This window comes from Sphingobacterium sp. SG20118 (assembly GCF_044740685.1).
Taxonomy (GTDB): Bacteria; Bacteroidota; Bacteroidia; order Sphingobacteriales; family Sphingobacteriaceae; genus Sphingobacterium.
The window spans coordinates 593,618-617,932 of sequence record NZ_CP172826.1; the positions used below are offsets into that span (position 1 = coordinate 593,618).

Annotated in this window: 26 protein-coding genes; 17 read left to right on the top strand and 9 right to left on the bottom strand. The window is 35.7% G+C overall.

Features of this window, described 5'->3' with window-relative positions:
• Positions 1 to 20: 20 nt before the first annotated feature.
• The 10 genes from ACFX5U_RS02785 to ACFX5U_RS02830 all read left to right on the top strand — a co-directional run bounded on the left by ACFX5U_RS02785 (position 21) and on the right by ACFX5U_RS02830 (position 8,097).
• Positions 21 to 2,303: a family 65 glycosyl hydrolase domain-containing protein gene (locus tag ACFX5U_RS02785; protein ID WP_400262432.1), complete on the top strand. Its 2,283-nt coding sequence runs from the start codon at positions 21 to 23 to the stop codon at positions 2,301 to 2,303.
• 19 nt (positions 2,304 to 2,322) lie between these two features.
• Positions 2,323 to 2,874 (top strand): MFS transporter, encoded by a 552-nt coding sequence (locus ACFX5U_RS02790; protein WP_400262433.1) that lies wholly within the window; start codon positions 2,323 to 2,325, stop codon positions 2,872 to 2,874.
• Positions 2,855 to 3,664, top strand: coding sequence for an MFS transporter (locus tag ACFX5U_RS02795; RefSeq protein WP_400262434.1), 810 nt, complete (start codon positions 2,855 to 2,857; stop codon positions 3,662 to 3,664). Before ACFX5U_RS02790 ends, ACFX5U_RS02795 begins: the two co-directional genes overlap by 20 nt.
• A 106-nt stretch (positions 3,665 to 3,770) precedes the next feature.
• Positions 3,771 to 4,661 carry a DUF4886 domain-containing protein gene (locus ACFX5U_RS02800; RefSeq protein ID WP_400262435.1) on the top strand — a complete coding sequence of 297 codons (891 nt, stop codon included), beginning with the start codon at positions 3,771 to 3,773 and terminating at the stop codon, positions 4,659 to 4,661.
• Between the two features lie 162 nt (positions 4,662 to 4,823).
• Positions 4,824 to 5,312: a DinB family protein gene (locus ACFX5U_RS02805; RefSeq protein ID WP_400262436.1), complete on the top strand. Its 489-nt coding sequence runs from the start codon at positions 4,824 to 4,826 to the stop codon at positions 5,310 to 5,312.
• 157 nt (positions 5,313 to 5,469) lie between these two features.
• Positions 5,470 to 5,985 (top strand): RNA polymerase sigma factor, encoded by a 516-nt coding sequence (locus ACFX5U_RS02810; RefSeq protein ID WP_038696080.1) that lies wholly within the window; start codon positions 5,470 to 5,472, stop codon positions 5,983 to 5,985.
• Complete coding sequence (locus ACFX5U_RS02815) at positions 5,951 to 6,598, top strand: hypothetical protein (RefSeq protein WP_400262437.1); 648 nt, start codon at positions 5,951 to 5,953, stop codon at positions 6,596 to 6,598. Before ACFX5U_RS02810 ends, ACFX5U_RS02815 begins: the two co-directional genes overlap by 35 nt.
• A 5-nt stretch (positions 6,599 to 6,603) precedes the next feature.
• Complete coding sequence (locus ACFX5U_RS02820) at positions 6,604 to 7,074, top strand: DUF4252 domain-containing protein (protein ID WP_280570593.1); 471 nt, start codon at positions 6,604 to 6,606, stop codon at positions 7,072 to 7,074.
• A gap of 7 nt (positions 7,075 to 7,081) precedes the next feature.
• Positions 7,082 to 7,609 carry a DUF4252 domain-containing protein gene (locus ACFX5U_RS02825; protein ID WP_400262438.1) on the top strand — a complete coding sequence of 176 codons (528 nt, stop codon included), beginning with the start codon at positions 7,082 to 7,084 and terminating at the stop codon, positions 7,607 to 7,609.
• A 2-nt stretch (positions 7,610 to 7,611) separates the two neighbouring features.
• Entirely contained in the window at positions 7,612 to 8,097 is a 486-nt protein-coding gene (locus tag ACFX5U_RS02830) for a hypothetical protein (protein ID WP_400262439.1), read from the top strand.
• Positions 8,098 to 8,163: 66 nt separating this feature from the next.
• Here the strand turns inward: ACFX5U_RS02830 and sucD are convergent, their stop codons facing one another.
• A complete protein-coding gene (sucD, locus tag ACFX5U_RS02835; RefSeq protein ID WP_038696090.1) occupies positions 8,164 to 9,042 on the bottom strand; it encodes a succinate--CoA ligase subunit alpha in 879 nt (292 codons plus the stop codon).
• Positions 9,043 to 9,133: 91 nt separating this feature from the next.
• The gene (locus tag ACFX5U_RS02840; protein ID WP_038696092.1) at positions 9,134 to 9,667 is read right to left on the bottom strand and encodes an RNA methyltransferase; all 534 of its coding nucleotides are present in this window, start codon (positions 9,665 to 9,667) and stop codon (positions 9,134 to 9,136) included.
• A gap of 111 nt (positions 9,668 to 9,778) precedes the next feature.
• On the opposite strand from ACFX5U_RS02840, the gene rpsT reads away from it, so the two are divergent.
• Complete coding sequence (gene rpsT / locus ACFX5U_RS02845; protein ID WP_038696094.1) at positions 9,779 to 10,033, top strand: 30S ribosomal protein S20; 255 nt, start codon at positions 9,779 to 9,781, stop codon at positions 10,031 to 10,033.
• Positions 10,034 to 10,174: 141 nt separating this feature from the next.
• Here rpsT and ACFX5U_RS02850 read toward each other — a convergent pair whose 3' ends face one another.
• Complete coding sequence (locus ACFX5U_RS02850; RefSeq protein ID WP_280570585.1) at positions 10,175 to 11,017, bottom strand: DUF1080 domain-containing protein; 843 nt, start codon at positions 11,015 to 11,017, stop codon at positions 10,175 to 10,177.
• 43 nt (positions 11,018 to 11,060) lie between these two features.
• The gene (locus ACFX5U_RS02855) at positions 11,061 to 11,894 is read right to left on the bottom strand and encodes an AraC family transcriptional regulator (RefSeq protein WP_280570583.1); all 834 of its coding nucleotides are present in this window, start codon (positions 11,892 to 11,894) and stop codon (positions 11,061 to 11,063) included.
• A gap of 403 nt (positions 11,895 to 12,297) precedes the next feature.
• Between ACFX5U_RS02855 and ACFX5U_RS02860 the strand changes: the two genes are divergently transcribed.
• Positions 12,298 to 13,788, top strand: a complete 1,491-nt coding sequence (locus ACFX5U_RS02860) for a succinate CoA transferase (protein ID WP_400262440.1) — start codon at positions 12,298 to 12,300, stop codon at positions 13,786 to 13,788.
• A gap of 209 nt (positions 13,789 to 13,997) precedes the next feature.
• On the opposite strand, the gene ACFX5U_RS02865 is transcribed toward ACFX5U_RS02860, so the two are convergent.
• From ACFX5U_RS02865 to ACFX5U_RS02885, 5 genes are read right to left on the bottom strand one after another with little or no spacing between them, the layout of a single operon-like run.
• A complete protein-coding gene (locus ACFX5U_RS02865; protein ID WP_400262441.1) occupies positions 13,998 to 14,627 on the bottom strand; it encodes a glycerophosphodiester phosphodiesterase family protein in 630 nt (209 codons plus the stop codon).
• Positions 14,581 to 14,940, bottom strand: coding sequence for a glycerophosphodiester phosphodiesterase family protein (locus ACFX5U_RS02870; RefSeq protein WP_400262442.1), 360 nt, complete (start codon positions 14,938 to 14,940; stop codon positions 14,581 to 14,583). The genes ACFX5U_RS02865 and ACFX5U_RS02870 overlap by 47 nt, the downstream gene beginning before the upstream one ends.
• A 10-nt stretch (positions 14,941 to 14,950) precedes the next feature.
• Positions 14,951 to 15,463, bottom strand: a complete 513-nt coding sequence (locus ACFX5U_RS02875; RefSeq protein ID WP_038696101.1) for a shikimate kinase — start codon at positions 15,461 to 15,463, stop codon at positions 14,951 to 14,953.
• A gap of 4 nt (positions 15,464 to 15,467) precedes the next feature.
• Positions 15,468 to 16,655, bottom strand: a complete 1,188-nt coding sequence (locus ACFX5U_RS02880) for a BT_3928 family protein (protein WP_400262443.1) — start codon at positions 16,653 to 16,655, stop codon at positions 15,468 to 15,470.
• Positions 16,656 to 16,659: 4 nt separating this feature from the next.
• Complete coding sequence (locus ACFX5U_RS02885; protein ID WP_280570574.1) at positions 16,660 to 17,205, bottom strand: DUF1599 domain-containing protein; 546 nt, start codon at positions 17,203 to 17,205, stop codon at positions 16,660 to 16,662.
• Between the two features lie 248 nt (positions 17,206 to 17,453).
• On the opposite strand from ACFX5U_RS02885, the gene ACFX5U_RS02890 reads away from it, so the two are divergent.
• From ACFX5U_RS02890 to ACFX5U_RS02910, 5 genes are all read left to right on the top strand, one after another.
• Positions 17,454 to 18,191 (top strand): HipA family kinase, encoded by a 738-nt coding sequence (locus ACFX5U_RS02890; protein WP_400262444.1) that lies wholly within the window; start codon positions 17,454 to 17,456, stop codon positions 18,189 to 18,191.
• Positions 18,169 to 18,552 (top strand): DUF3037 domain-containing protein, encoded by a 384-nt coding sequence (locus ACFX5U_RS02895; RefSeq protein ID WP_038696109.1) that lies wholly within the window; start codon positions 18,169 to 18,171, stop codon positions 18,550 to 18,552. Before ACFX5U_RS02890 ends, ACFX5U_RS02895 begins: the two co-directional genes overlap by 23 nt.
• Positions 18,553 to 18,620: 68 nt before the next feature.
• On the top strand, positions 18,621 to 19,430 hold the full coding sequence (locus ACFX5U_RS02900) for a serine O-acetyltransferase (RefSeq protein ID WP_400262445.1): 810 nt from the start codon (positions 18,621 to 18,623) through the stop codon (positions 19,428 to 19,430).
• Between the two features lie 2 nt (positions 19,431 to 19,432).
• The gene (gene cysM / locus ACFX5U_RS02905; RefSeq protein WP_400262446.1) at positions 19,433 to 20,305 is read left to right on the top strand and encodes a cysteine synthase CysM; all 873 of its coding nucleotides are present in this window, start codon (positions 19,433 to 19,435) and stop codon (positions 20,303 to 20,305) included.
• A gap of 778 nt (positions 20,306 to 21,083) precedes the next feature.
• A complete protein-coding gene (locus ACFX5U_RS02910) occupies positions 21,084 to 24,305 on the top strand; it encodes a SusC/RagA family TonB-linked outer membrane protein (RefSeq protein WP_400262447.1) in 3,222 nt (1,073 codons plus the stop codon).
• The last annotated feature ends 10 nt before the right edge of the window (positions 24,306 to 24,315 follow it).

The following is a 24,315-nucleotide window of genomic DNA, read 5'->3' on the forward strand; positions in this document are numbered from 1 at the left end:
ATTAGTAATTTGATTTTGTAATGAAGAATTATATTGTCCACGATGAGTGGAATATTATAGAAGAAGGCTTTCGTCCTGCATATAATGAAGTTTCAGAAAGTTTATTTTCTATTGGAAACGGAAGAATGGGACAGCGTGCGAATTTTGAAGAAGATTACAGTGGAAAAACACTTTCGGGATCATATTTAGCGGGGATTTATTATCCTGACAAAACGCGAGTAGGCTGGTGGAAGAATGGATATCCTGAATATTTTGCTAAAGTAATTAACGCAGTAAATTGGATCGGACTTCATGTAAAAATAAATGATGAATTATTGGATTTAGCAAATTGTGATGTGCGGAGTTTTCAACGTAGACTCGATATGAAAAATGGATTGCTAATAAGATCTTTTGATGCAAAACTTCAAAATGGTACAGAGGTTCGTATTGAGAGTACGAGAATATTTCACCTTTTCCAATCTGAGACGGCTTCCTTAAAGTATACTATTCAGGTGCTTAATCAGCAAGCCTCTCTACAGGTTGTGTCATATATGGAAGGGGATGTTGTGAATCGCGATAGTAATTATGATGAACATTTTTGGAGTTTTATTTCAAGTGGTTCGCTGAATTCACAGCTACATGTAACGATGAAAACAAAGAAAACTAATTTTATTGTTCGAGCCGATTTAGTGAATAAATTTACGATTAATGATGTGGCAATTGAATCTGAATTATCAAAAGAACGATCATGTATTTCTGAAACTGTAGCAGTTTCTGTGGGTATTAATGATGTGTTTTCCATTGAAAAACGTGTTTCTATTGTAAGTTCTCAAAATCATGCAGCAGCAGAATTGATGTCATTAGGAAAAGCAAACCTCGAAAACATCTCTTCTTTGTCCTATCAAGAAATAAGAAATAAACAAGCCTTGGCATGGGGAAATTTCTGGAATGAAAGTGATATCCAAATTACAGGAGATGTTGCTGCTCAGCAAGCTATTCGATTTAATATATTTCAATTATACCAAACTTATACGGGTGAAGATTCGCGCCTTAATATTGGCCCAAAAGGTTTTACAGGAGAAAAATATGGTGGGGTGACGTATTGGGATACAGAAGCTTATTGTGTGCCTTTCTATCTGGCAACGCAACCAGCTGATGTTGCGCGCAATCTATTGTTATATCGTTATCAACATCTGGATAAGGCGATTGAGAATGCGACGAAACTTGGTTTTTCAAATGGCGCTGCTCTATATCCTATGGTAACGATGAATGGAGAAGAATGTCATAACGAATGGGAGATTACTTTTGAGGAGATTCATCGTAATGGAGCAATTGCATTTGCCATCTATAATTATCAAAGGTATACTGGCGATTGGTCTTATATCGAAAATTATGGACTTGAAGTGTTGATTGCAATCAGTCGTTTTTGGGCCCAGCGGGTGAACTGGAGTGCTGAGAAGGAGAAGTATGTCATATTGGGAGTTACTGGTCCGAATGAATATGAAAACAATGTCAATAATAACTGGTATACCAATACCATTGCAGGTTGGTGTCTAAAATATACCTTGGAATCCATCCTTACTTTAAAAGACAGTAACCATACTAAATTAGTTTGTCTGTTTGAAAAAGTTGGTTTTAATAACGAGGAATCTGTAGAATGGCAACATATTATTGATCATTTGTATTATCCAATAGATACCGAATTGGATATTTTCTTACAGCAGGATGGCTATCTAGATAAAGAGCAAGTCTTAGTTTCTGATTTACCGGAGAAGGAGCGGCCTATCAATCAAAAATGGAGTTGGGATCGTATTTTAAGATCATGTTTTATTAAGCAAGCCGATGTATTGCAAGGCTTATATTTTTTCGAAGATCAATATGACTTGGAAACCATAAGAAGAAATTATGATTTTTATGAACCAAGAACCGTTCATGAAAGTTCGTTATCGCCTTGTGTTCATGCTATTTTAGCTTCAAAACTTGGAAATGAGGCTAAAGCTTATGAGTTCTATTTAAGAACTGCTCGATTGGACTTAGATGATTATAATAACGATACTGAAGATGGGTTACATATTACATCGATGGCTGGATCTTGGATGTCAATAGTAGAAGGGTTTGCGGGTATGCGCGTGAAAGACAATACCTTAAGTTTTAAAACTTTTATTCCCAAAACTTGGGAGAGCTATGCGTTTCATGTTCAGTTTAGAGGGGTTAAATTATTTGTAAAAATAAAGCAAGATGATTTTGAACTGATCAATAAGTCTAATCAAGAAATTAGTGTTATTTTTAACGGAGAGGAAGGTACAGTTAAACCATGTGCATAACCACTAAGCTATAAAAATTATGACTTCAAAACTGCATAAACCAAAAATGTCGACGGTTCAAATCATCAATATGAGCATCGGTTTTTTGGGCATTCAAACAGGGTTTGCCCTTCAAAATGGTAATGCATCACGCATTCTTCAAACATTTGGAGCAGATGTTGAGCATTTATCACTTTTTTGGTTAGCAGCTCCCATTACGGGGATGGTCGTACAGCCGATTATTGGCTATTATAGTGATCGCACATGGAATAAGATAGGTCGTAGGAAACCTTATTTTTTGATTGGTGCCATTTTAACAGCAATAGCGCTGATATTAATGCCAAATGCCGCTTTATTCACGGCCTTGTTACCTCCTTTGTTAGTAGGAGCTGGTATGTTAACCATTATGGATGCTTCAATAAATGTTACCATGGAACCTTTTAGAGCTTTGGTCGCGGATAATTTACCGAGCGCACAGCGAAGTTTAGGGTTCTCTATCCAAACTTTTATTATCGGTTTTGGGGCAGTGGTAGGTTTCTTGGTTACCTTATGTACTAGCTCATTATTTTGGAGTGGAAGGAACTGCTGCTGAAGGAATGATTCCTCCAAATGTCATTTATTCTTTTTATTGTGGAGCTGCAATATTGTTGCTATCCATATTATGGACGTTGTGTACTACCAAAGAGTATTCGCCCGAAGAAATTGTTTCTTTTGAAGATGCTGTTTTAGAAGTAGAAAATACGAAGCATCGTTCTGGCCTACTTGCTATCGCAGAAGATTTTAAATTAATGCCCATCACCATGAAGCAGTTAGGTACAGTTCAATTTTTTTCGTGGTTTGCTCTTTTCATGATGTGGGTGTATACAACTCCTGCTATTGCAGAGCATATTTTTTATTTGAAAGATGGTGAAAAATCGAAACTCTATATGGATGCAGCGAATTGGGTGGGTGTCTTGTTTGGTATTTATAATGGTGTTTCAGCAATATACGCTTTGTTTTTGGCAAAAATTGCCAATAAATATGGTCGTAAGCAGACACACGCTTTTTCATTGACTATGGGTGGTCTTGGTTTGATCTCTATATTTCTTATTAGTGATCCTATTTTCTTAATTATTCCTATGATTGGTGTAGGGTTAGCATGGGGAAGTATTTTAGCGATGCCGTATGCCATTCTTAGTGATACTTTACCGGCAAAAAAAATGGGTGTTTATATGGGGATTTTCAACTTTTTTATCACATTTCCACAAATTGTTTGTGGTTTTTTAGGTGGTTATATGATTAAGCTATTTTTCAATAGCAATTCTATTTATGGAATTTTATTAGCTGGTATTTTTATGTTATTAGGTGCGTTATCTGTATTACGGATTAAAGATAAGATTTAAGAAAAAATGCTTTTAGAAAGAGCTTCTCCATAGAGAAGCTCTTTTTCTTTGTTCATATTGAAAGATATTCTTTAATTTAGAGATTATCTTTCTAAAAGGCGATCATATGTATAGTTCTCGAATTAGTTTTATTCTTACTTTTTTTATATTTATTTCTTTATCAAAACTTGTTGCACAAACCAGTGATAATACTTTAGATGATGGTGTTATTCGCATATTGGCCATAGGAAATAGTTTTTCGGAAGATGCTATTGAAAACAATTTATTTGAATTGGCACATGCTCGTGGTAAAAAAATAGTAATTGGGAATCTATACATTGGAGGGGCTCCATTAGCATTGCATGTTAAAAATGCATTGGGGGATAGCAGTGCCTACAGCTACCGAAAGATAAATGAGTCGGGTGAAAAAACTGTAATTGAGCACATGAAAATTTCTACAGCTTTGGCGGATGAGCAATGGGATTATATCAGTTTTCAACAAGCAAGTCCACTTTCAGGAAAGTATGAAACCTATGTAAAAGATTTACCTCTTTTATATGCTTATGTAACGCAACATGTAAAATACCCAGAGACAAAGTATATTTTGCATCAAACATGGGCCTATCAACATGATGCTGATCATAGTGGGTTTAGTTTTTATGAGCGCAACCAAAATAACATGTACAATGCTATTGTATCGACATCTGAAAAAGTTTATCACTGGGGTAATTTCTCTATTTTAGTTCCTACTGGCACAGCAATACAAAATGCAAGGACTACCTATATAGGCGATCATTTCACGCGTGATGGATACCATCTTAATTTGAATTATGGCCGATTTATTGCCGCCTGTGTCTGGTATGAGGCTTTATTTAACGAAAATGTCCAGTACAATGCTTTTGTTCCGCTTTCTATAAGTTATGTAGAAAGTAAAATTGCAAAGCAAGCTGCCCATGCTGCCACGATTCAACCTTATAGCATTACTCCCTTAACTCATTATACGCTTTGGACTTATTGATGTAATTTTTCGATGAAACAAATAGGCTTCAATATGATGTTTAAGTACATTGGTCTTATCATTTTACTAACATTGGGTTTTACATGATCTTCATGAGGGTATGGAATACTAATGTTAATTTTTGGATAGTGTAAATAAATCAATTTTTTTAAAAGTAAGTTTATGAGTATTAAAAAGAGTATTCTAATAGAATTAGAAAGAGAAACACACAATACTGGGCGTATTTTAGAACGTATTACAGACGAACATCTGGATTGGCGACCGCATGAGAAATCGAGGAGTTTAGGAGAATTGGCAGCACATATAGTGGAACTACACAATTGGGTCTCTAAGGCTCTTTCAAATGATGTCTTCGATTTTAACACAGATTATCAACCGTTGAAAATTAATGCCATTGAAGAGTTGAAAGGTATTCTAGCAAAGGGCTTAATTGCTAATCAGGAAATGATTGAACAATTGCCTGAAGAATATTGGCTAAAGGAATGGGTATTAAAGGCTGGTGACTATGAAATGGCAAGAATGCCAAAAGTTGGCGCTGTACGTTACATTATTACCAATCACCTTATTCACCATAGAGGTCAGTTAACGGTGTATTTGAGATTGCTTAATATTCCGGTACCAGGATTATATGGCCCTTCTGCCGATGAATAATTAAATGTATTAACCGAAGCCGAAAGCTTCGGTTTTTTTATGTTCCTTAGTATAGGGTGCATATTTTCTATAATGAAATGATACTAATTATATTTTTTAAAATTATGTAATGTTTCTATACCCTAGTTTGTCTTCTATATAAAAGCAATTAAAATTTATGAACCAAGAAACCTTTAAAACGACAGTCTTCATCCATAAGGATCGCTTATTTCGTTTTGCAAATAGGTTTTTACTAGATCAAGATGATGCCTTTGATTTGGTTCAGGAGGTTTTATTGAAATTGTGGGAATCGAGGAATGAGCTATTAAAAATAACGAATATCGAGGCATATGCCATGCGAATGACAAAAAATCTAGCATTGAATAGATTGAACCGTGAAGGAGTAAAGATTAAATATATGGCACAGCTTGATGAGGATATTCAAAAGGAAAAATATCCGTCATTGACGAGAGAGTTAATTTTGAAATTAATTGATCGTCTCCCTGAAAAGCAAAGATTGGTTATGTTCTTAAGAGATATAGAGGAATATGAAATTGCAGATATTGTCACTTTAGTTGGAATAGATGAAAATGCAGTACGTGTGAATTTGTCCCGAGCTCGAAATGTTGTAAAAGTCAATTTGACAAAAGTATTTGATTATGAAGAAAGAAGAATTAAAGCAATTAGAGGCTAAATATTTGGCTGGAGAAACAACTTTAGCTGAAGAAAGATTACTGAAGGAATATAGTGAGGATGGTTATTTTTCAATTTTGTCAGAACAAAATTCTGATGCGATGCCGTTAGATTTTGATTCTTTTTTAGCGAAAACCAATGACGTACCGCATGTTTATCCGCTACATAAAAGAAAGATTTGGGTCATATCTTCATCCATTGCGGCGGCAGTTTTACTGATTTGTTTGGGAGTATGGTTCTTTCCTGATCAACAAGTAGTGCAGCCTATCCAGCAAACAGCGGATGTTGCAGTTCCTTTCAAAGAGACATCTATAACGGATAGGAGTAGAGTAGATCGGTTGGCTCAAGATCATTCAAAAAAAATGTCACATAGACCACCAGTAGTTCAGAGAGGTACAGCTACAGATTCAGAACCGGTCTTGGCTAAGGAGTTAGCTTCTACAGATAATCAGCTGGAACCAGAAGAGTTTTATGTAGAGGTAAATGGTGTAAGGATAACAAATGAGGAGGAAGCATTAAGGATTACTGAAAACGCCTTGCAATTCGCTTCTTTGAATTTAAAAAAAGGAATGAAAGAAGTTGAAAATATAAAATGTTTAAGTATTGAATTATAGAAATTATGAAAACGATATTATTAATAATTGGATTGCTGTGCTCTACTTTAGCACAGGCTCAAATTTCAAAATTAGATGAGATTTTCGAGCAATATAAAGAAGGTAAGGGGGTGACTTCGATCAAAATCGGTAAACCGATGTTTAGTATGTTGAATAAAATGAAATTGTCCGATAATGAGGTTAATAGTATTAAACCTCTGCTTTCTAAAATTAACAGTATAAAGATGCTGATCTTAGAAGAGGCCGATCAAACAGTTCAATCTGATGTATCAAAAGCTATTGATAAGTTGAAATATGAAGAACTGATAACGATAAATTCGGAAGGTAATAGAATTAAATTTTTAGCTGAAGATACGGCTACAGATGTTATTAAAAATTTATTGCTCAGTATTCAATCTGATGGGAGCACGATTTTTATGATTCTCGATGGTAAGGTGAGTTATGATGATGTGAATAAGTTAGTGAATAATAAATAAGCGGGATATGAAACAATCAATAATTATTGGAGCCCTTTTATTTTTTTGCTTGACACTACAGAGTTGTTTTGTAAAAACCAGTCCGAACATGTCTTTTATTGATAAAAAAGATTTAACAAATGATACAGAGGTCGTTTCAGTGCGGGTACCTATGTTTATGACGAAGGCATTTTTGAGAGGTAAGATTAAGGAACTTAATGAAGATGATGCAATTGTAGCCTTAGCATTAAGGAAAATTAAAAAAATGAAAATTATGACAATTTCTGGAAATGGGAAAGATGACCTCATGAAGAAGTTTAATGCCTATTTGGTTAAAAATAAGTTTGAAGAATTGATGAGTTTGTACAGCGAGGGGTCAAAAATCACCATTAATACGGAGATAAAAAACGATCAAGTTAAACGCGTATTACTCGGGATAGCAGATGATGAAGATTATGTATTTGTCGACATAAAAGCCGATTTGGATTTAAATGAATTATCCAAGATGATTGAATACTATGAAAACAAAAATGAAAAAGCTAAAATTATAAACTAGTTATGGAAAAATTAATAATTGCAATCGCACTCGTTTTTAGTGGGTTTACCGCACAGGCGCAAGTGTCAAAAGTTAATGAATTTATAAATTCACTATCAAAAAATCAAAAAGAAATAAAAATTTTTAGATTTAATAATGAGAATATAAAAGACGTTGCTAAACTTAAGGATGGAGACCTATTTTTCGATATTAAGCCAATGCTCTCCGATTCAGTGTTGATGAATCTTCAAGATTTAGTCATCTGCCAAATTGGTACAGAACAAGCCAATGAATCAAAATCTCTTGAAAATGTGATTAAAAAAGCAGACTTGAAAACCTTGTATGCCATAGAGCAAGAAGGCGTACTGGTCCAAATGTTAACGTCAAACATTGAGGATGACGTTAATATGGAAGATTTATTAATTGATGTAAAATCGTACGATAACTCTAGAATGACGGTGATGTTAATGGGGAAGAATCTAAGGGAATTTACGAGTAAAGGAAAGTAAAAGATGCTATACATAAAAAAAGCCTTGCAGTTCTTGCAAGGCTTTTTTTATGTATACAGCTTACGCTTATTTTTTCTTAGCTAATTCTTCAGCGATTGCTATTCCGATTTCAGCAGGAGACTGTACCACACGAATACCGCACTCAGCCATGATTTTCATCTTAGCAGCTGCAGTATCATCAGCACCACCAACAATAGCACCAGCATGACCCATACGGCGTCCTGGAGGCGCTGTTTGGCCTGCGATGAAACCTACTACTGGTTTAGTACCATTTTCTTTGATCCAAAGAGCAGCTTCAGCTTCCATACCACCACCGATTTCACCAATCATGATGATTGCTTCTGTTTCTGGATCATTCATTAATAACTCTACAGCTTCTTTCGTTGTAGTACCAATGATTGGGTCACCACCAATACCGATGGCAGTAGTGATACCAAGACCAGCTTTTACTGTTTGATCAACCGCTTCGTAAGTTAATGTTCCTGATTTAGAAACAATACCAACATTACCTTTTTTGAAGATAAAGCCTGGCATGATACCGATTTTAGCTTCATCTGCAGTGATAATACCTGGGCAGTTAGGTCCGATTAAACGAGAATTTTTGTCGCTCAAGTATGATTTTACTTGAATCATATCTTTAGTAGGGATACCTTCAGTAATACATACGATTACTTCGATACCAGCTTCAGCTGCTTCCATAATCGCATCTGCTGCAAATGCAGGAGGTACGAAAATAATAGAAACGTTAGCACCAGCTTTTTCTACGGCATCTTTAACAGTATTGAATACGGGACGGTCTAAATGCGTTTGACCACCTTTTCCTGGTGTAACACCACCAACTACGGTTGTTCCGTACTCGATCATTTGACTAGCATGATAAGTACCTTCTGTTCCGGTGAAACCTTGAACAACTACTTTTGAATCTTTATTAACTAATACACTCATTTCTTCTTAAAATTTTGCATCACAAATCTACCATTTTGCATTGGAAATAGGAAGTAATATGAATACTTATATGTCCTTAGTTGATAAAATGTTAGCAGAACTTGCTTTTTTGAATAAAATCCCAAGTTACAATGCCAATTGTGACAGAGACATTGAATGAATGTTTTGTTCCAAATTGTGGAATTTCAATGCAATGATCTATTTGTTCCATAACTTCTTCGTCTACACCATTTACTTCATTGCCAAATACTAAAGCATATTTAGCATCTTTTGATGGAATAAAGTTTTGCAATAGCACGCTATTCTCAGCTTGTTCGATAGCAATAATGGTATATCCTTGTTCCTTTAATATGTTAATCGCTTCAGTGGTTTCTTTGATGTGTTCCCAAGGAATAGATTGGGTTGCACCTAAAGCAGTCTTTTCAATTTCGCGATGTGGAGGTGTAGCCGTGATTCCACATAAGAATATTTTTTCTATAGCAAATCCATCAGCTGTTCTAAAAGCTGATCCGACGTTATGCATACTCCTCACATTGTCTAGGACTAGTGTTATGGCTGTTTTCTCCTGTTTTTTGAACGATTCAACATCAGCGCGTTGAAGCTGATCCATTGATAATTTTTGCATATTGCAAAGATAAGTATAGAAAACTTTAAAATAGATTTTGAATATTAGAAATAAGATGTTATTTTTGCATTCCGAATTTTAAGTAAAGAACGAATAAAAATTAGCTAAAAAATGGCAAATCATAAATCAGCGATCAAAAGAATTAGAGCAAACGCTACAAAGCGTTTAAGAAACCGTTACCAAGCAAAAACTACGCGTAACGCAATTAAAAAATTACGCACTTCTGCTACACCAGAAGAAGCTAAAACTTTATTGCCACGTATAATTTCTATGCTTGATCGTTTGGCTAAGAAAAATGTAATCCACAAGAAAAAAGCTTCTAACAACAAATCTAAGTTAACGAAATTCGTTAACGGATTAGTTTAAGCTTTCAGTATAATATATAAAGGGATACAGTTTCTCTGTATCCCTTTTCTTTATGTTTTTACTTTACCCTGGATTTTCTCTTTTCCAAGCGAATGAATGTAAAAAAAAGTGTCGAATTATTCGACACTTTTTTATTTACTTTTATTTTTCCATTACTGCTGCAATTGCCTTTTCTAAAGTTGCAGGGTTTTTCATATAAGGTTCTAGATTATAGATTTCAACTTTTTTGAAATCAATAGGATGACTTTCACTTTGTAGTGAGATGGTGCCTTTACTGATTAACTGACCCGCTTTCTCTTTTGCAAGGTCTGAGTGGGATACATTACCACCACCATATTGAGGTTTTTGATATTCCAAAACTTTCTCCCCATTTACAAAATGTTGGATAATAGAATCACCTAATACAAGGAAATCTGCTGTTACCCATTGATCACCGTGGTAAGTTTTTGATGTTGAACTGACACAATGAGGAGTGAATAATTTTCCATCCATGACAACATTGGTTCCTGGAGTACATAGATTACTTGTTGTGCGCTCGTTCTCTCCGTCGCCACCGAGCAATTGACCTTCAATTGAAACAGGGAAATCTTGGTCTTTTGACATTGTTTTAGGGTCTTGACCATGCAGCATCGCGCCACTGTTGCGGAACGCCCAGCCTTCTCCTCCTTTTGCTTGCTCACCTACGAATCGGTATTGGACACGAAGGATATAGGCAGAAAATTCTTTATTGTAGAATAAGTGGCCATATTGTTGATCAAATTGATCATAACCATCGTATCTAACTTTTAATAAACCATCTTCTACACGAAAAGTGTTTGCATAGTTTTCTCCAACTTCGTGTTTACTAATTTTTACTGTCCAATTTTTTATGTCCTTGCCGTTGAACAATTGTACTGCTTTTGGTTTTTTGTTTAATGAACTGGCGCTAACTGTAACACACAGGGCAATTCCTGCTAAACTAAAAAATAGTTTTTTATAATTCATGATTAAGATTTTAGGTATTAGAGACCTAAAATACTTAAAAAAATTAGATTAACAATTGTTTTTGCTTAACATACTCGCTTGGTCTGACCCCAATTACTTTATTGAATGTATTGCTAAATGTGGGTAAGCTGCTGTATCCAACCTTTAATGCAACTTCGTTAACGCTCAATTTTTCATCCAAAAGGAGTTTAAGTGCCGTCAACATTCTCAATATGGTATAGTACTGAATAAAAGACATGTTTAGTTCTTTTTGAAAAAGTCGCGCTAAAGTACGTTCGCTGATGTTGAATTTCTGAGAGAGTGTTTTGAAACTCACATTCTCCTCAATTCTACTTTCTAAGAAAGTAACGATATCTTTTAGTTTTTGATTACTCGGGTAAGGAAGTGCCAGGGGTAATTCATGCTGTGATATTTCGGGTAATAGTAATTTAAAAGCCTTTGCTAGCGAGTACTTCGGTTCTTCTACAGGGAAAATATTACCATTCCATCTATTTGTAAACATGATCAATTCATTTAAGAGATCATCGACGGGGTAGATACTAATTTTTTTATAAAACTCTTGATCGGTCTCATATTTTGGAAAATAGAGGTTACGCATGACGACGTCAGGCGTACTGGGATGAATGCTGTGTCGAATACCTGCCGGTATCCAAATATAGTGGCGAGCAGGTAGAAAGTACGATTTTTCTGCAGTTTTTAAAAAAACAACACCACCTTCTGTATATAAAAACTGATCTTTATTATGAACATGCTCTGCAATGAAATTTTCGCCAATAATGGCGTGATGACAATAGATACTATCTTCAAAGGAGTCAACCTCTGTTACATAATAACGATGGACGTATTTTGAGTCTATAATAGTGCTTTTTTTATTCATGTTTTTCTTCCCTTTCCCGTTACAAAGTTAAAATTTTTATACAAAAGCGACGTATTTCTTTATGAATGTAAGTTGGTACTCACCGTTAATGTTTGTGGTTTTGCTCTTGTAAGTATGTGTGTGCTAATTTTACCTGAATTTAACAATATTTAAACACCTGTATATCAATTGTTTAGTTGTTTTTTTTAAATATTGAATTCGAATGGCTTTGTTGCATTTAAAATATTAGATGCTGATTATTAAATAATTACAAATATATCGTCTTTATTGGATAATTTTGTGACTAGTTGCAATAAATTGACACGAAAAAAATAGCTTATTATTGTTTGTTCTAATATTCAAACAATTACTAAGAAAATGTAATGTTTAATATGAGTGAATTGAGGAAATAAGTTAAAGGTATATGTCGTACGATAGAATTAAACTTAAAAGTTTACATGATAAAGTAATTACTGCAGAGCAAGCAGCGCAGCTATTTGAAAATGGTATGATAGTTGGCTCTAGTGGTTTTACAAAAGCGGGTGATAGCAAGGTTGTTTTGCCAGCATTGGCTGAACGAGCACGAATTGATCCTTTGAAAATAACATTGATTACTGGTGCCTCTTTAGGCCATGGTACAGATGGTAAATTAGCAGAAGCTGGTGTTTTGGCGAAACGTATGCCTTTTCAGGTTGATCGTACACTTAGGGCGAAGATTAATAGTGGGGAAGTCTTATTTATCGATCAACATCTGAGTGAAACTGCTGAATTATTACATAATAAAAATTTGGCAGCTGTTGATATTGCTGTATTGGAAGTTGCTGCTATTGAAGCTGATGGGAGTATTGTTCCAACAACCTCAGTTGGTAACTCGGCCACTTTTGCAGCCTTGGCAAAGCAAGTGATCTTAGAAATTAACACAGCTGTTCCCTTGGAAATCCGTGGTATCCATGATATTTATCAAGCAGAAGATTATCCGAGACGAAATGTGATTCCTATTGTTGCTCCTGAAAATAAAATTGGGCGTAAAACAATTGCGCTGGATCCTTCAAAAGTTGTTGGTATCGTTTTTAGTAATATTGAGGATAGCCCAGCTGAAATAGCGGAGCCCGATAGTAAAACAACGGCTATTGCTGGTCATATTTTAAATTTCTTTGAGAAGGAAGTTGAAATGGGGCATTTGACGTCTAGTTTATTACCACTTCAAGCGGGTATTGGTAAGGTTGCAAATGCAGTTTTAACTGGATTTAAGGATAGTAGTTTCCGTAATTTAACGATGTTTTCAGAAGTACTACAGGACAGTACTTTTGATTTGATTGATGCTGGGGTAATGGATTTTGCTTCTGCTTCTTCAATTACCGTTTCAAAACCATGCTACGATCGTGTATTTGGTAATTTGGACAAATATCGCGATAAGATGGTTTTGAGACCTCAAAATATATCCAATACACCAGGATTAATCCGTCGTCTAGGTGTTATCGCTATTAATACAGCTATTGAATTTGATATTTATGGTAATGTAAATTCAACACATATTTCGGGAACAAATATTATGAATGGTATTGGTGGATCTGGTGATTTTGCTAGAAACGCCTACTTGAGTATATTCGTAACACAAGCGGCTTCCAAAGAGGATCGTATTTCGCATGTATTACCAATGGCTTCACATGTGGATCATACCGAGCATGATGTTGATATTTTAGTCACGGATATCGGCTTGGCGGATTTAAGGGGTTTAGCGCCTCGTGAGCGCGCTCAAGTTATTATTGATAACTGTGTGCATCCTGATTATAAAGAGCAGCTACAAGACTACTATGACCGTGCTTGTGAGCGAGGAGGGCATACACCACATATTATTGAGGAGGCTTTTAGCTGGCATGTACATTTGCGCGATCAGGGTACTATGAAGAAATAATAATATTCAAATAAAAACAGAGCAATCCAGATGGACTGCTCTGTTTTTATTTGAATACTTTACTTGTAAAGAACAATGCCCAGTGTTATGTGGATTAACTTGGGTTAATAACGTCTTGTAATCGTTTTATAATACTCCAGTTTAATATAGAGATCTGATAGGATGATATTATTTTTTGTGACGGCTTTTAACATTACTTCTATTCATCATTACTGAATGAATTTTGAAGTGATATTTCGTTTTTTGATATAAAAATCCAAAATTCTACCCGCTTCAAGGGGTCTATCGGTGCTCAAGATGTCCGCACCATTTTCGATAAACCGGGCATATAGCTGATCACCTTTTTGCTTAGCCTGTCTGTCCAAGTTTCCTAATGTACCTAAAATACACATGATGCCATGACCATGAATATGCTCTATTAGCGTTCGGTCTGCTTCTCTGGTACCTATAAATGCTATAATACGATTATCTGGGATATCTCGCTCATTGAGCCTTGTTAGGTCGGCAGTATTTTTTATAGGTGCTGATAGCATTAAGTCTGGTGCTAAATTGTGGACAACCGTTGCTTGATCTGCCGAATAGGTGATAATAACAGCGTAGCCTTCTGCTTTTTGCTTACGAATGGCACTTATCACTAAATCGTATGGCACTCCTTGCTTGACATCTAAAGTGAAAATAACTTTTCCTTTCCCCCATGATAAGGCTTCTTCTAATGTTGGAATTCGGTAGGGTGTCAATTTTCCATTGGGGTCTTTTAATCTTAAGTTCTTCAATTCATGAAGTGTCTTATTATCAAGAGGGCCAGAAACCATTTGAGGTTCTGTCCAGATTTTTATCATGCATTAATATTAATGCGGAATCTTTTGTTAATTGGACATCGCATTCGACGATAACGGGTCTGTAGCTAGCATTGAATGCAAAAGTTTCTATAGCGTTCTCTGGATAGCCTGTTGTTGGCCCGCCACGATGCAAGCTGATAAGCGGATATCGGTTTTCATCATATGTTAAGAATTGATAAAGCTCCTCTACTGTCTGTAAGTTAAGATTTTTATTGTTAGTCAGTACGTCTGAGGAAGTACCACTTCTAAAGCAGGACGCAAAAATGACTGTAATAAAGGTTACAAATAGAATGAGATTTATTCTATGATGCATATAATAAGGATTATGAGTGTTTCTTTAGTAATAAAATGAGCTCTTCAATAGAAGTGTTGATATGGTCAATTGTCAAATGTGCTTGTTTATAAAAAGGTTCTCTTTCTATTAATTTTTCACTAATGAAATGAAACAATTCTTCTTCGGTTTTTCCAATTAATATAGGTCTTTTGTTAGGTTTTGACTGAGAAAGACGGTCAAATAGCGACTTAGGTGACATCTCGAGATATACCGTGATACCATTTTCATTCATCCACTGCATATTATCAAAGAAGCATGGCGAACCACCACCTGTAGAAACGATTGCTTCTTGTAGGGCGGTATTTTGTAAGTGTCTGCGTTCTAGTGCCCTGAACTTATCTTCACCGTGTAGTTGAAAATATTCTGTAATGGACATGCCAATTTCTTTAACGATTTCTTCGTCCGTATCAATAAATGGTAATGCTAATTTGCTCGTTAATTTTTTGGCTAATGTGGTTTTTCCACTTCCCATATAGCCAATTAAGTATATTGGTTTTGGCATGCTATTATTTATCTAAACTTAAGTATCTATTTTCAATTTCTATCGCATCAGGTAGCGCATTATAATGCCATTTTTGCATCACTGTTCCTGATTTTAATAAGATGATGCCTGGATTGGCACGTATCATACTCTTAAGCGGAATTAGATCTGCATAAAATATTTCTGAAATTAACTGTAATTTGTCACTTAGATAATCAGCGTCTTCAGAAGAGCTTGCTGTCAATAAAACAATGCGAAGATTGTAATCTTGCGTTAGTTTTGTGGCAATCTTATTTACTCTTTCAATCGCTTCTAAATTAGTTTTTGAGAGATCTTTAGCAACAATTATTAGGTTATAATAAGGATTGTTGATTATTTCTTGTGTATGATCATTGCCTTCTGCATCTGTAATCAACAAATCGGTAATGGGTATCTGATATCCTTTTTTTACCAATCTGCTTTGTGGTTCCCCTATTATTTCCCAAGCAGTATCTTCCCAAACTTTCTCAGACATATAGATTTTATCCGTAATTTTTTTAGTCGCTCCAGTTTTCGTATTTTTCATACTGTAGATCTGTTCATATACGTCACCTTCTTTTCCTTCTGGCAAAACCATAAGCGAAGGGATATTATTACCTACCTTGTAAGGTAAAAAGTCAATAAATGGTAAATACATAAAGGTGTAAATTCCGATGGCGAAAGATATGATAGCAGTAATAGTGGCTATAAGAGTACGATTAAAGGGTTCCTTAATGACTGGTGTAATTTGATTTCGATAGACAAATATAATTAATATGAATGCCAGTAACACTAGGTCTTTACCGAAAGATTGCCAAGGTGTTAGTGGGATTGCATCTCCAAAACATCCACAGGAGGTAACGACTTCGAAAAATGCAGAATAGAACGTTAGAAAAGTAAAGAATATAATCAGGAGTAATAATCCCCAGGCGACAAGCTTTTTATAAAAACCTAGTAAAAGCCATAGTCCTAAAATAATTTCTAAAGCACATACCACGATTGCGATGCCGGTGGCATAATCATTTAAAAAATCGGTATGAAATACATGGAAATATTCTTCAAGTTTATATCCAAATCCTGTAGGATCATTTGCTTTAATAAAGCCGGAGAATATAAATAGAAAACCTGTAAATAATCTAGCAAACCACAAAAGATAGTTTGTTTTTTGTGGTTTATGGTTAATGACTTCTGACATAACTTTATTTTGTATTAGCTAATCCCATTTTTATTAATGCAAAAACAGCGTAGTTTAACATATCTTGATAGTTGGCATGGATTCCCTCTGAAGCAATTGTGCTACCATTATTATCTTCAATCTGTTTGACACGGTAAATCTTCATGAGTATCAGGTCAGTTAAAGAAGAAATACGCATATCGCGCCACGCTTCGCCATAGTCATGGTTTTTGGCAAACATGAGGTCGCGCGTTTCGGTTACCTTCTCCTTGTATTTTTCATTGACGAATTCAGGACTTAAATTTTCTTCTCCACCCTCACCTAATTCAAGTTGGATCATGCCCATAATACAGTAATTGATGATGCCAATATATTCTTCCAAAATACCTTCGCCTACTTTGGAGACTTTTTTAATCTCTAAGGTGCGGATGCGTTGGGCTTTGATGTAAATTTGATCCGTTATAGAAGGAAGTCGCATAATACGCCACGCTGTTCCATAATCTTTCGTTTTCTTGATAAATAAATCTTGGCAGTGCTCGATAACTGTATTGTATTCCTGAGTCGTATTCATAACTATTTTTTGCGTATTTCACGAGAAAGTGATTGAACTATTGTTACAAATATAATCAGAATTAACCATTTTTATACGTCACAATTATGTCCAATTTGGCTGAATATCGATAATAAAAAATAAAATTGTTGATATTTGATTAAAGGATTTATCGCCTGTGTATCGGTAAATTGTAAAAGGATAACAAATGAGTATTAAAAAACCAGAAATAAGGGAGGTAACGATCACCCGGTATATACAGCCTTTTCGTGAAGGTGGTTTCTTTGCCGGCTTTGGTAGATGCCGATGATGGCTTTAATTACGTGATAAAGTTTAGAGGGGCTGGCCAAGGAAGAAAAGCGCTAATTGCAGAGTTGATCGGTGGAGAATTGGCTCGTATTCTCAAACTCAGGATGCCTGAACTAGTTTTTGCCGATTTGGATGAGTCATTTGGTCGGACAGAACCTGATGAGGAAATTCAAGATTTACTAAAGTTTAGTGTTGGTAAAAATCTAGGTGTTCACTTTTTAAATGGCGCGATTACATTTGATGCAAATGTAGACAAGATCGGTGGTGAAGAAGCTTCTCGAATCGTATGGTTGGATGCGCTGTTGATGAATGTGGATCGGACTGTTCGGAATACGAACATGCTAATTTGGCATAAAGAGTTATGGTTAATTGATCATGGTGCTTCTTTATATTTTCATCATAGTTGGGATAATTGGGAAGAACAGGCATTGAAACCTTTTGTTCAAATTAAGGACCATGTGTTATTAAGGTTTGCTGATCAAGTTGGAGCAGTAGACAAATACTACCGTTCACGATTTACAGAGGAGGTTATTCGGGATATTGTAGCTATTGTGCCTGATGAATGGCTTCACGATGAATCTAGGGATTTAACGGCCGCTGAAGCGCGCGATGTTTATGTGTCATTTTTTATGAAGCGGTTATCACATGCTGATTATTTTTTAAACCAAATTGAAGATGCCAGAAAAAACATTATATGAGTATGCTGTGGTACGTTTGGTGCCACGTGTGGAACGGGAAGAATTTATTAATGTTGGCGTAGCACTTTATTGTCGAAAAAATCGTTTTGCAAATGTATTGTTCCATATCGATGAAACACGTGCCCATTTGTTATGTCCGGATGTTGATTTGGAGATGATTCGGAAACACTTGGAATCTTTTGTGAAAATTTGTGTTGGTGACAAAGATGGTGGAAAATTGGCAACACTGGATCTCACCGAACGTTTTCGATGGTTGACTGCAAATCGTAGTACGGTTATTCAATGTTCTCCAGTTCATCCAGGATTATGCAATGATCCAGCAGTAACACTACAGTTACTTTTTGAAAAGTTAGTTTTATAATTGTCTGTTTTGTCTATCATATAAGTATAGTATATTTGTGTTGTCATATTTAAATAGGGATGAAGCCCATGAGTAATTTTTACGAACATATTTATCAAAAACAATTAGAGGTATTTGAGATGCCCTCCAATAAAAAAATTTCGGGTTGGGCAGTTGGTATCCTAGACTTGTTGTTTCCGGAGCGTAATGCTGGAAGTATAAAATCTGTAGAAGGAGTGCAACTTGCTTTTCAACAAGCTGAAATCGAACTGGAACAGTTGTTGAGTAAATCTAAGGCTTGTGAAGCATGCGATCATTATCGAGTTGCCCATAGTTTTTTTCAATCTTTACCCCAACTCTATGAATTGATGTGCTCGGATGCCGATGCTTTGATTTCGGGCGATCCAGCAGCAAAGAATCAGCGGGAAGTAATTAGAACATATCCCGGCTTTTTTGCCGTTAGTATCTTTAGGATAGCAAATAGTCTTTATCGACTTGGAGTCCCCTTAATTCCACGAATTTTAACGGAACACGCACATTCGAAGACAGGTATCGATATTCATCCTGGAGCGACCATTGGACACCATTTGTATATCGATCATGGTACAGGCTTAGTGGTTGGGGAGACTTGCGTTATCGGTAATTATGTAAAACTGTATCAGGGGGTCACACTAGGGGCATTAAGTGTGGAGAAAATCTTATCTGATGTGAAAAGGCACCCTACAATTGAAGATCATACGATTATTTATGCAGGAGCAACGATATTGGGGGGAGAGACTATCGTAGGGCATCATTCAATAATCGGTGGAAATGTTTGGTTGACTAATTCAGTCGAACCCTATACCACCGTTTATCACCAAGCAAATGCTAAATTTATAGATTCCAAACCTTTAATCTAAATATGGGAAATATCATTGATACAATTGGAAATACACCATTGGTTGAAATTACAAAATTCCACGCCAATAAAAATGTGAAAATTTATGCTAAAATGGAGGGGAATAATCCTGCTGGTAGTGTAAAAGACCGAGCTGCATTGAATATGATTCGATCGGCAATGGAAAGAGGTGAAATTACAAAAAACACCAAATTAATTGAAGCAACAAGTGGTAATACTGGAATTGCATTAGCAATGATTGCTGGAATGTATGGACTGCATTTGGAATTAGTGATGCCAATAACGTCAACCCGGGAACGAACGCTTACCATGGAAGCATTTGGTGCAGAGGTTACTTTATTGGACACCATGGAAATATGTCGTGATTATGCCGAAGAGAAGGCTGCTTCTGAAGGTTATTTTATCTTGAATCAATTTGCTAATCCTGATAATTACCAAGCGCATATTAAGACTACAGGTCCCGAAATTTGGCGTGACACTGAGGGGAAGATTACCCACTTTGTGAGCGCAATGGGTACAACTGGTACCATTATGGGGAATTCCATTTATTTGAAAGATAGAAACCCTGTCATTCAGATTGTGGGTTGTCAACCAACAGCGGAATCTTCAATTCCTGGCATACGTCGTTGGCCAGAAGAGTATTTACCTAAAATATTTGATCCTTCTCGTGTCGACCGTATTATTGATATTTCACAAAAAGAATCTACTGAGATGGCGCGCGCATTAGTCAAAAAAGAAGGTGTTTTTGCTGGGATGAGTACTGGAGGAGCATTTGCTGCTGCCTTAAAAATAGCGAATGAGATTGAGGAGGGTGTGATTGTGTTCATTGCTTGTGATCGCGGTGATCGTTATTTAAGCTCAGACCTATTCGCTTAAATTTACCTTATATTATATTAAAAAAGAGCTGTTCACCTATGAATAGCTCTTTTTTTGTGGATAATTTATATGAGATGAATATATCGGCAGTCTATAGTTAAAGATGTAATGCAGGTTATATGCTTGTATTACAATTCGTTTGTTATAAACCGGTTTTGGTTTTCCACAATGTGAATCCATAATGTGGAAAACTGTATAAGTGACTCTGATAGTTATCCACATTAATTATACACTATGTTAATAATTATTTTAAAACATGTATTATATAACTTGTTGTTTATGAGTGAATAATACGTTGTTTTAATGTGTAATTATTTTTTGTGAAATAAGTATTCCACATTTTAAAGAAGAGTATATGTTTATTTAATTTATGCTAAGGTGTAATTTAAGTAACTCGTTAATATTAGGATATAGTAACCATAATACGACTTTCGTTTTTGAATTCTACACAATTTGCAACAGTTATTAACATAAAAATGTTAATAACTGTTATCGTAACCGCTATGATACAATTGATTTAAGTTTCCTTTTAATTATTTAATTGAATATCAAGTAGTTGCTTTATTATTTCTAAGGTTTTATATTTTCTTTTTTGGATTCAGACAATTTCATTTATCTTAGATTGTGTACATAATACAATCTTAGTGTTATGTATACATCACCAATTTAAACCATTGAATCAAAGACATATACAGTCTATTGTTATATAGTATGACCTATTTCGGCTGTCTGTGCTTTTATTTAGTTATCAATTATTTTTAAACCAAACCTAGAAATTATGAGTAATCTTAATTTAAGTCAATGTCATTGGAAAAAGGCTTTTTGGATGGGAGCAATAGTCTCTTTATCTACGATTTGCCAATCTCCGGTGCTTGCAAATGCTAAGGGAGGAACCCTTATGATGTTAGCACAAGAGAAAATCTCTGTTCAGGGTATTGTTACCAACTCTGATGATGGCTCTCCAATAGCTGGAGTGACCGTTTCGGTAATCGGTACCACTATTGCTGCAAAGACTAACCAACAGGGGGAGTATGTGTTAGCAAATGTTCCTAGTAATGGGAAGATAAGTTTCCGAATGGTTGGTATGACATCAACGGATGAAGATGTAAAGGGGAGAACCCGTATCATGGTAAGCTTAGCAAATTCTAATTCAAATTTAGATGAGGTCGTGGTGGTTGGGTATGGCGTTCAGAAAAAAGAAACTGTGACAGGATCCGTTGTTTCTGTAAAAGGTACTGAGCTATCAAAATCACCCGCCTTAAATGTTTCTAACTCGTTAGCAGGACGTGTACCAGGGGTTATTGCTACGAATGGCTCTGCAGAGCCAGGATATGATGGGTCTAGCATTCGTATACGTGGAACCAATACCTTAGGAAACTCAAGTCCTCTTATTGTTATTGATGGAATTCCTGCACGTGAAGGTGGTTTTGAACGCTTAAACCCAGCTGATATTGATAACATCTCTATCTTAAAAGATGCTTCTGCAGCTATTTATGGAGCTCGGGCTGCAAATGGTGTCATTCTTGTTACAACTAAACGAGGAGCAGAGGGGAAACCTAAATTATCTTACAATTTTAATAAAGGATTTTCGCAACCTACTGTTATTCCAAAGCTGGCAGATGCAGCTGAATATGCTGAAATGCGAAATGAGTTGGAGATCTATAAACTCAATGTTTCAGAATGGGCTGATGCACAAAATGCATTTAATACAACAGGGAACTATATCCGACCGGATAAAACGACTATTTCTGCACCTTTTACACCAGAGGATATCCGACTCTTAAAAGATGGAAGTGATCCATGGGGGCATCCAAATACAGATTGGTATGGTGAGACCTTAAAAGATTGGTCACCTCAAGAAAAGCATAATCTGCAGATCTCAGGTGGTAACGAGAATGTTAAATATTTAACTTCAATTGGGTATCAAAATCAAGATGCTTTTTATAAAAAATCAGCAACAGGTTACAAGCAATATGATCTGAGAATTAATTTGGATGCAAAAATCAGCAAATACATTACCACCAAATTTGGAGTCTTAGGGCGTCAGGAAAATCGTAGTTTCCCAACTAAGTCGTCAGGAACTATCTTTAGAATGTTAATGCGCGGGAATCCGACTGAACCTGCTTACTGGCCAAATGGTAAGCCTGGACCGGATATCGAGTACGGTGAAAATCCAGTTGTAATTACGACTAATGAGACTGGTTATGAGCGCGATAAGCGATATTACTTTCAAACTAATGGTCAAATCGATATCACGATTCCATGGGTTGAAGGACTTAAGTTTTCTGGAAATGCAGCGGTCGACAAGTATATAAAAAAGATCAAACGTTGGGAAACACCTTGGTACCTTTATACTTGGCAAGGTGCCTATGAGGCCGATGGAGTGACTCCACAATTGGTTCCTGGTAAACGTGGACCTGCGGACCCAAGACTTAATCAATCTGATGAAGATCAGCTAAATATTTTATTGGGCGGTGTGCTGACTTATGATAAAGTTATTGGTGACCATACTTTTAACGTATTGGCAGGGGTGAACAGAGAAACCATTCAAAATGATAATTTTTCAGCATATCGTAGGTATTTCTTATCCGATAATATTGATTATCTATTTGCTGGTGGGGATGTGGAAAAGAATAATGATGGTTCTGCTTGGGAGCGTGCCAGATTAAATTATTTTGGTCGTTTTAATTACAATTATAAATCTAAGTATATTGCAGAATTACTATGGCGGTATGACGGTTCGTATATGTTCCCAGAAAATACACGTTATGGATTTTTTCCTGGAGCAATGTTAGGTTGGGTAGCTTCAGAAGAAACATTTTGGAAAGACAATATAAAAGCAATTAATTATTTCAAAGTTCGAGCATCATATGGTCAGATGGGAAATGATAACGTCGAGTATGATGGTGTACTTAAAGAATATCAATATTTTTCTACTTATGGTTTTGGATCTTATGTGATTGGTGATGAAGTTGTAAAAACGCTTTCAGAGAGTCGCGTGCCTAATAAATTTATTACTTGGGAGGTATCTAATAATTACAACTTCGGAATTGACGCACAATTTCTTGGTGGTAAAATAAATTTTGAATTTGATGTCTTTAAAAATAGTAGAAATTCTATTCTGTGGTTAAGAAATGCTTCGATACCACAAAGCACAGGTATGAAATTGCCAGCTGAAAATATTGGGAAGGTTGATAATAAAGGTTGGGAGTTTAATTTAGGATATCGCGATCAAAAAGGAGATTGGGGTTACAGTGCTTCCATTAATGGAGGTTATGCTAAAAATAAAATTATCTTTTGGGATGAAGCTCCTGGAGCCCCAGATTGGCAAAAATCAACAGGTCGTGTAATAAATTCTCAACTGTATTATCAATATGATGGCATATTTAAGAACCAAGCGGAAATTGATGCCAATACCCTCGATTATTCCGATATTAATAAAAACCTCAGACCTGGGGATATGAAATACAAGGATTATGACGGTGATGGTAAAATTACAGGTGATGATCGTGTACGGTCAGATAAAAATTCAAGTCCTACATTTCAAGGAGGTTTGAATCTGGGACTTCGTTATAAGAATTTTGATTTATCCGTATTATTTCAAGGAGCTACAGGAGGCGAGGTTAGAGTCGGTACAGATGAATCTGGTGCAATTGGAAACTACCTACATGAGTTTTACGAAAATAGATGGACTATAGATAATCCGAGTAGTATACACCCACGTATTGCAGACCGATCAGATCAGTACTATTCTAGTGGTAACTCTTATTGGATGCATTCTAATAATTATCTCCGTTTAAAAAATGTGGAGATTGGTTATAATTTAAGTTCAAAACTTACGGAACGCTTAGGTATTTCAAGTTTTAGAGTCTATGCAAGTGGTATGAACTTATTGACCTGGTCTAAATTGAAAATGTACGATCCTGAATCGACGAATGCTATAGGACAATATTATCCGCAAGCACGATTAATCAACACGGGCATACTTTTATCTTTCTAATTCGCTATTA

Coding starts and splice junctions, on each gene's coding strand:
- ACFX5U_RS02860 (WP_400262440.1), top strand. CDS start 12,298: ATGTCGTACGATAGAATTAAACTTAAAAGTTTACATGATAAAGTAATT.
- ACFX5U_RS02800 (WP_400262435.1), top strand. CDS start 3,771: ATGTATAGTTCTCGAATTAGTTTTATTCTTACTTTTTTTATATTTATT.
- ACFX5U_RS02865 (WP_400262441.1), bottom strand. CDS start 14,627: ATGATAAAAATCTGGACAGAACCTCAAATGGTTTCTGGCCCTCTTGAT.
- ACFX5U_RS02875 (WP_038696101.1), bottom strand. CDS start 15,463: ATGCCAAAACCAATATACTTAATTGGCTATATGGGAAGTGGAAAAACC.
- rpsT (WP_038696094.1), top strand. CDS start 9,779: ATGGCAAATCATAAATCAGCGATCAAAAGAATTAGAGCAAACGCTACA.
- ACFX5U_RS02880 (WP_400262443.1), bottom strand. CDS start 16,655: ATGTCAGAAGTCATTAACCATAAACCACAAAAAACAAACTATCTTTTG.
- ACFX5U_RS02910 (WP_400262447.1), top strand. CDS start 21,084: ATGAGTAATCTTAATTTAAGTCAATGTCATTGGAAAAAGGCTTTTTGG.
- ACFX5U_RS02820 (WP_280570593.1), top strand. CDS start 6,604: ATGAAAACGATATTATTAATAATTGGATTGCTGTGCTCTACTTTAGCA.
- ACFX5U_RS02840 (WP_038696092.1), bottom strand. CDS start 9,667: ATGCAAAAATTATCAATGGATCAGCTTCAACGCGCTGATGTTGAATCG.
- ACFX5U_RS02805 (WP_400262436.1), top strand. CDS start 4,824: ATGAGTATTAAAAAGAGTATTCTAATAGAATTAGAAAGAGAAACACAC.
- ACFX5U_RS02790 (WP_400262433.1), top strand. CDS start 2,323: ATGACTTCAAAACTGCATAAACCAAAAATGTCGACGGTTCAAATCATC.
- ACFX5U_RS02870 (WP_400262442.1), bottom strand. CDS start 14,940: ATGCATCATAGAATAAATCTCATTCTATTTGTAACCTTTATTACAGTC.
- cysM (WP_400262446.1), top strand. CDS start 19,433: ATGGGAAATATCATTGATACAATTGGAAATACACCATTGGTTGAAATT.
- ACFX5U_RS02850 (WP_280570585.1), bottom strand. CDS start 11,017: ATGAATTATAAAAAACTATTTTTTAGTTTAGCAGGAATTGCCCTGTGT.
- ACFX5U_RS02830 (WP_400262439.1), top strand. CDS start 7,612: ATGGAAAAATTAATAATTGCAATCGCACTCGTTTTTAGTGGGTTTACC.
- ACFX5U_RS02895 (WP_038696109.1), top strand. CDS start 18,169: ATGCCAGAAAAAACATTATATGAGTATGCTGTGGTACGTTTGGTGCCA.
- ACFX5U_RS02855 (WP_280570583.1), bottom strand. CDS start 11,894: ATGAATAAAAAAAGCACTATTATAGACTCAAAATACGTCCATCGTTAT.
- ACFX5U_RS02815 (WP_400262437.1), top strand. CDS start 5,951: ATGAAGAAAGAAGAATTAAAGCAATTAGAGGCTAAATATTTGGCTGGA.
- ACFX5U_RS02785 (WP_400262432.1), top strand. CDS start 21: ATGAAGAATTATATTGTCCACGATGAGTGGAATATTATAGAAGAAGGC.
- ACFX5U_RS02825 (WP_400262438.1), top strand. CDS start 7,082: ATGAAACAATCAATAATTATTGGAGCCCTTTTATTTTTTTGCTTGACA.
- ACFX5U_RS02885 (WP_280570574.1), bottom strand. CDS start 17,205: ATGAATACGACTCAGGAATACAATACAGTTATCGAGCACTGCCAAGAT.
- ACFX5U_RS02900 (WP_400262445.1), top strand. CDS start 18,621: ATGAGTAATTTTTACGAACATATTTATCAAAAACAATTAGAGGTATTT.
- ACFX5U_RS02810 (WP_038696080.1), top strand. CDS start 5,470: ATGAACCAAGAAACCTTTAAAACGACAGTCTTCATCCATAAGGATCGC.
- sucD (WP_038696090.1), bottom strand. CDS start 9,042: ATGAGTGTATTAGTTAATAAAGATTCAAAAGTAGTTGTTCAAGGTTTC.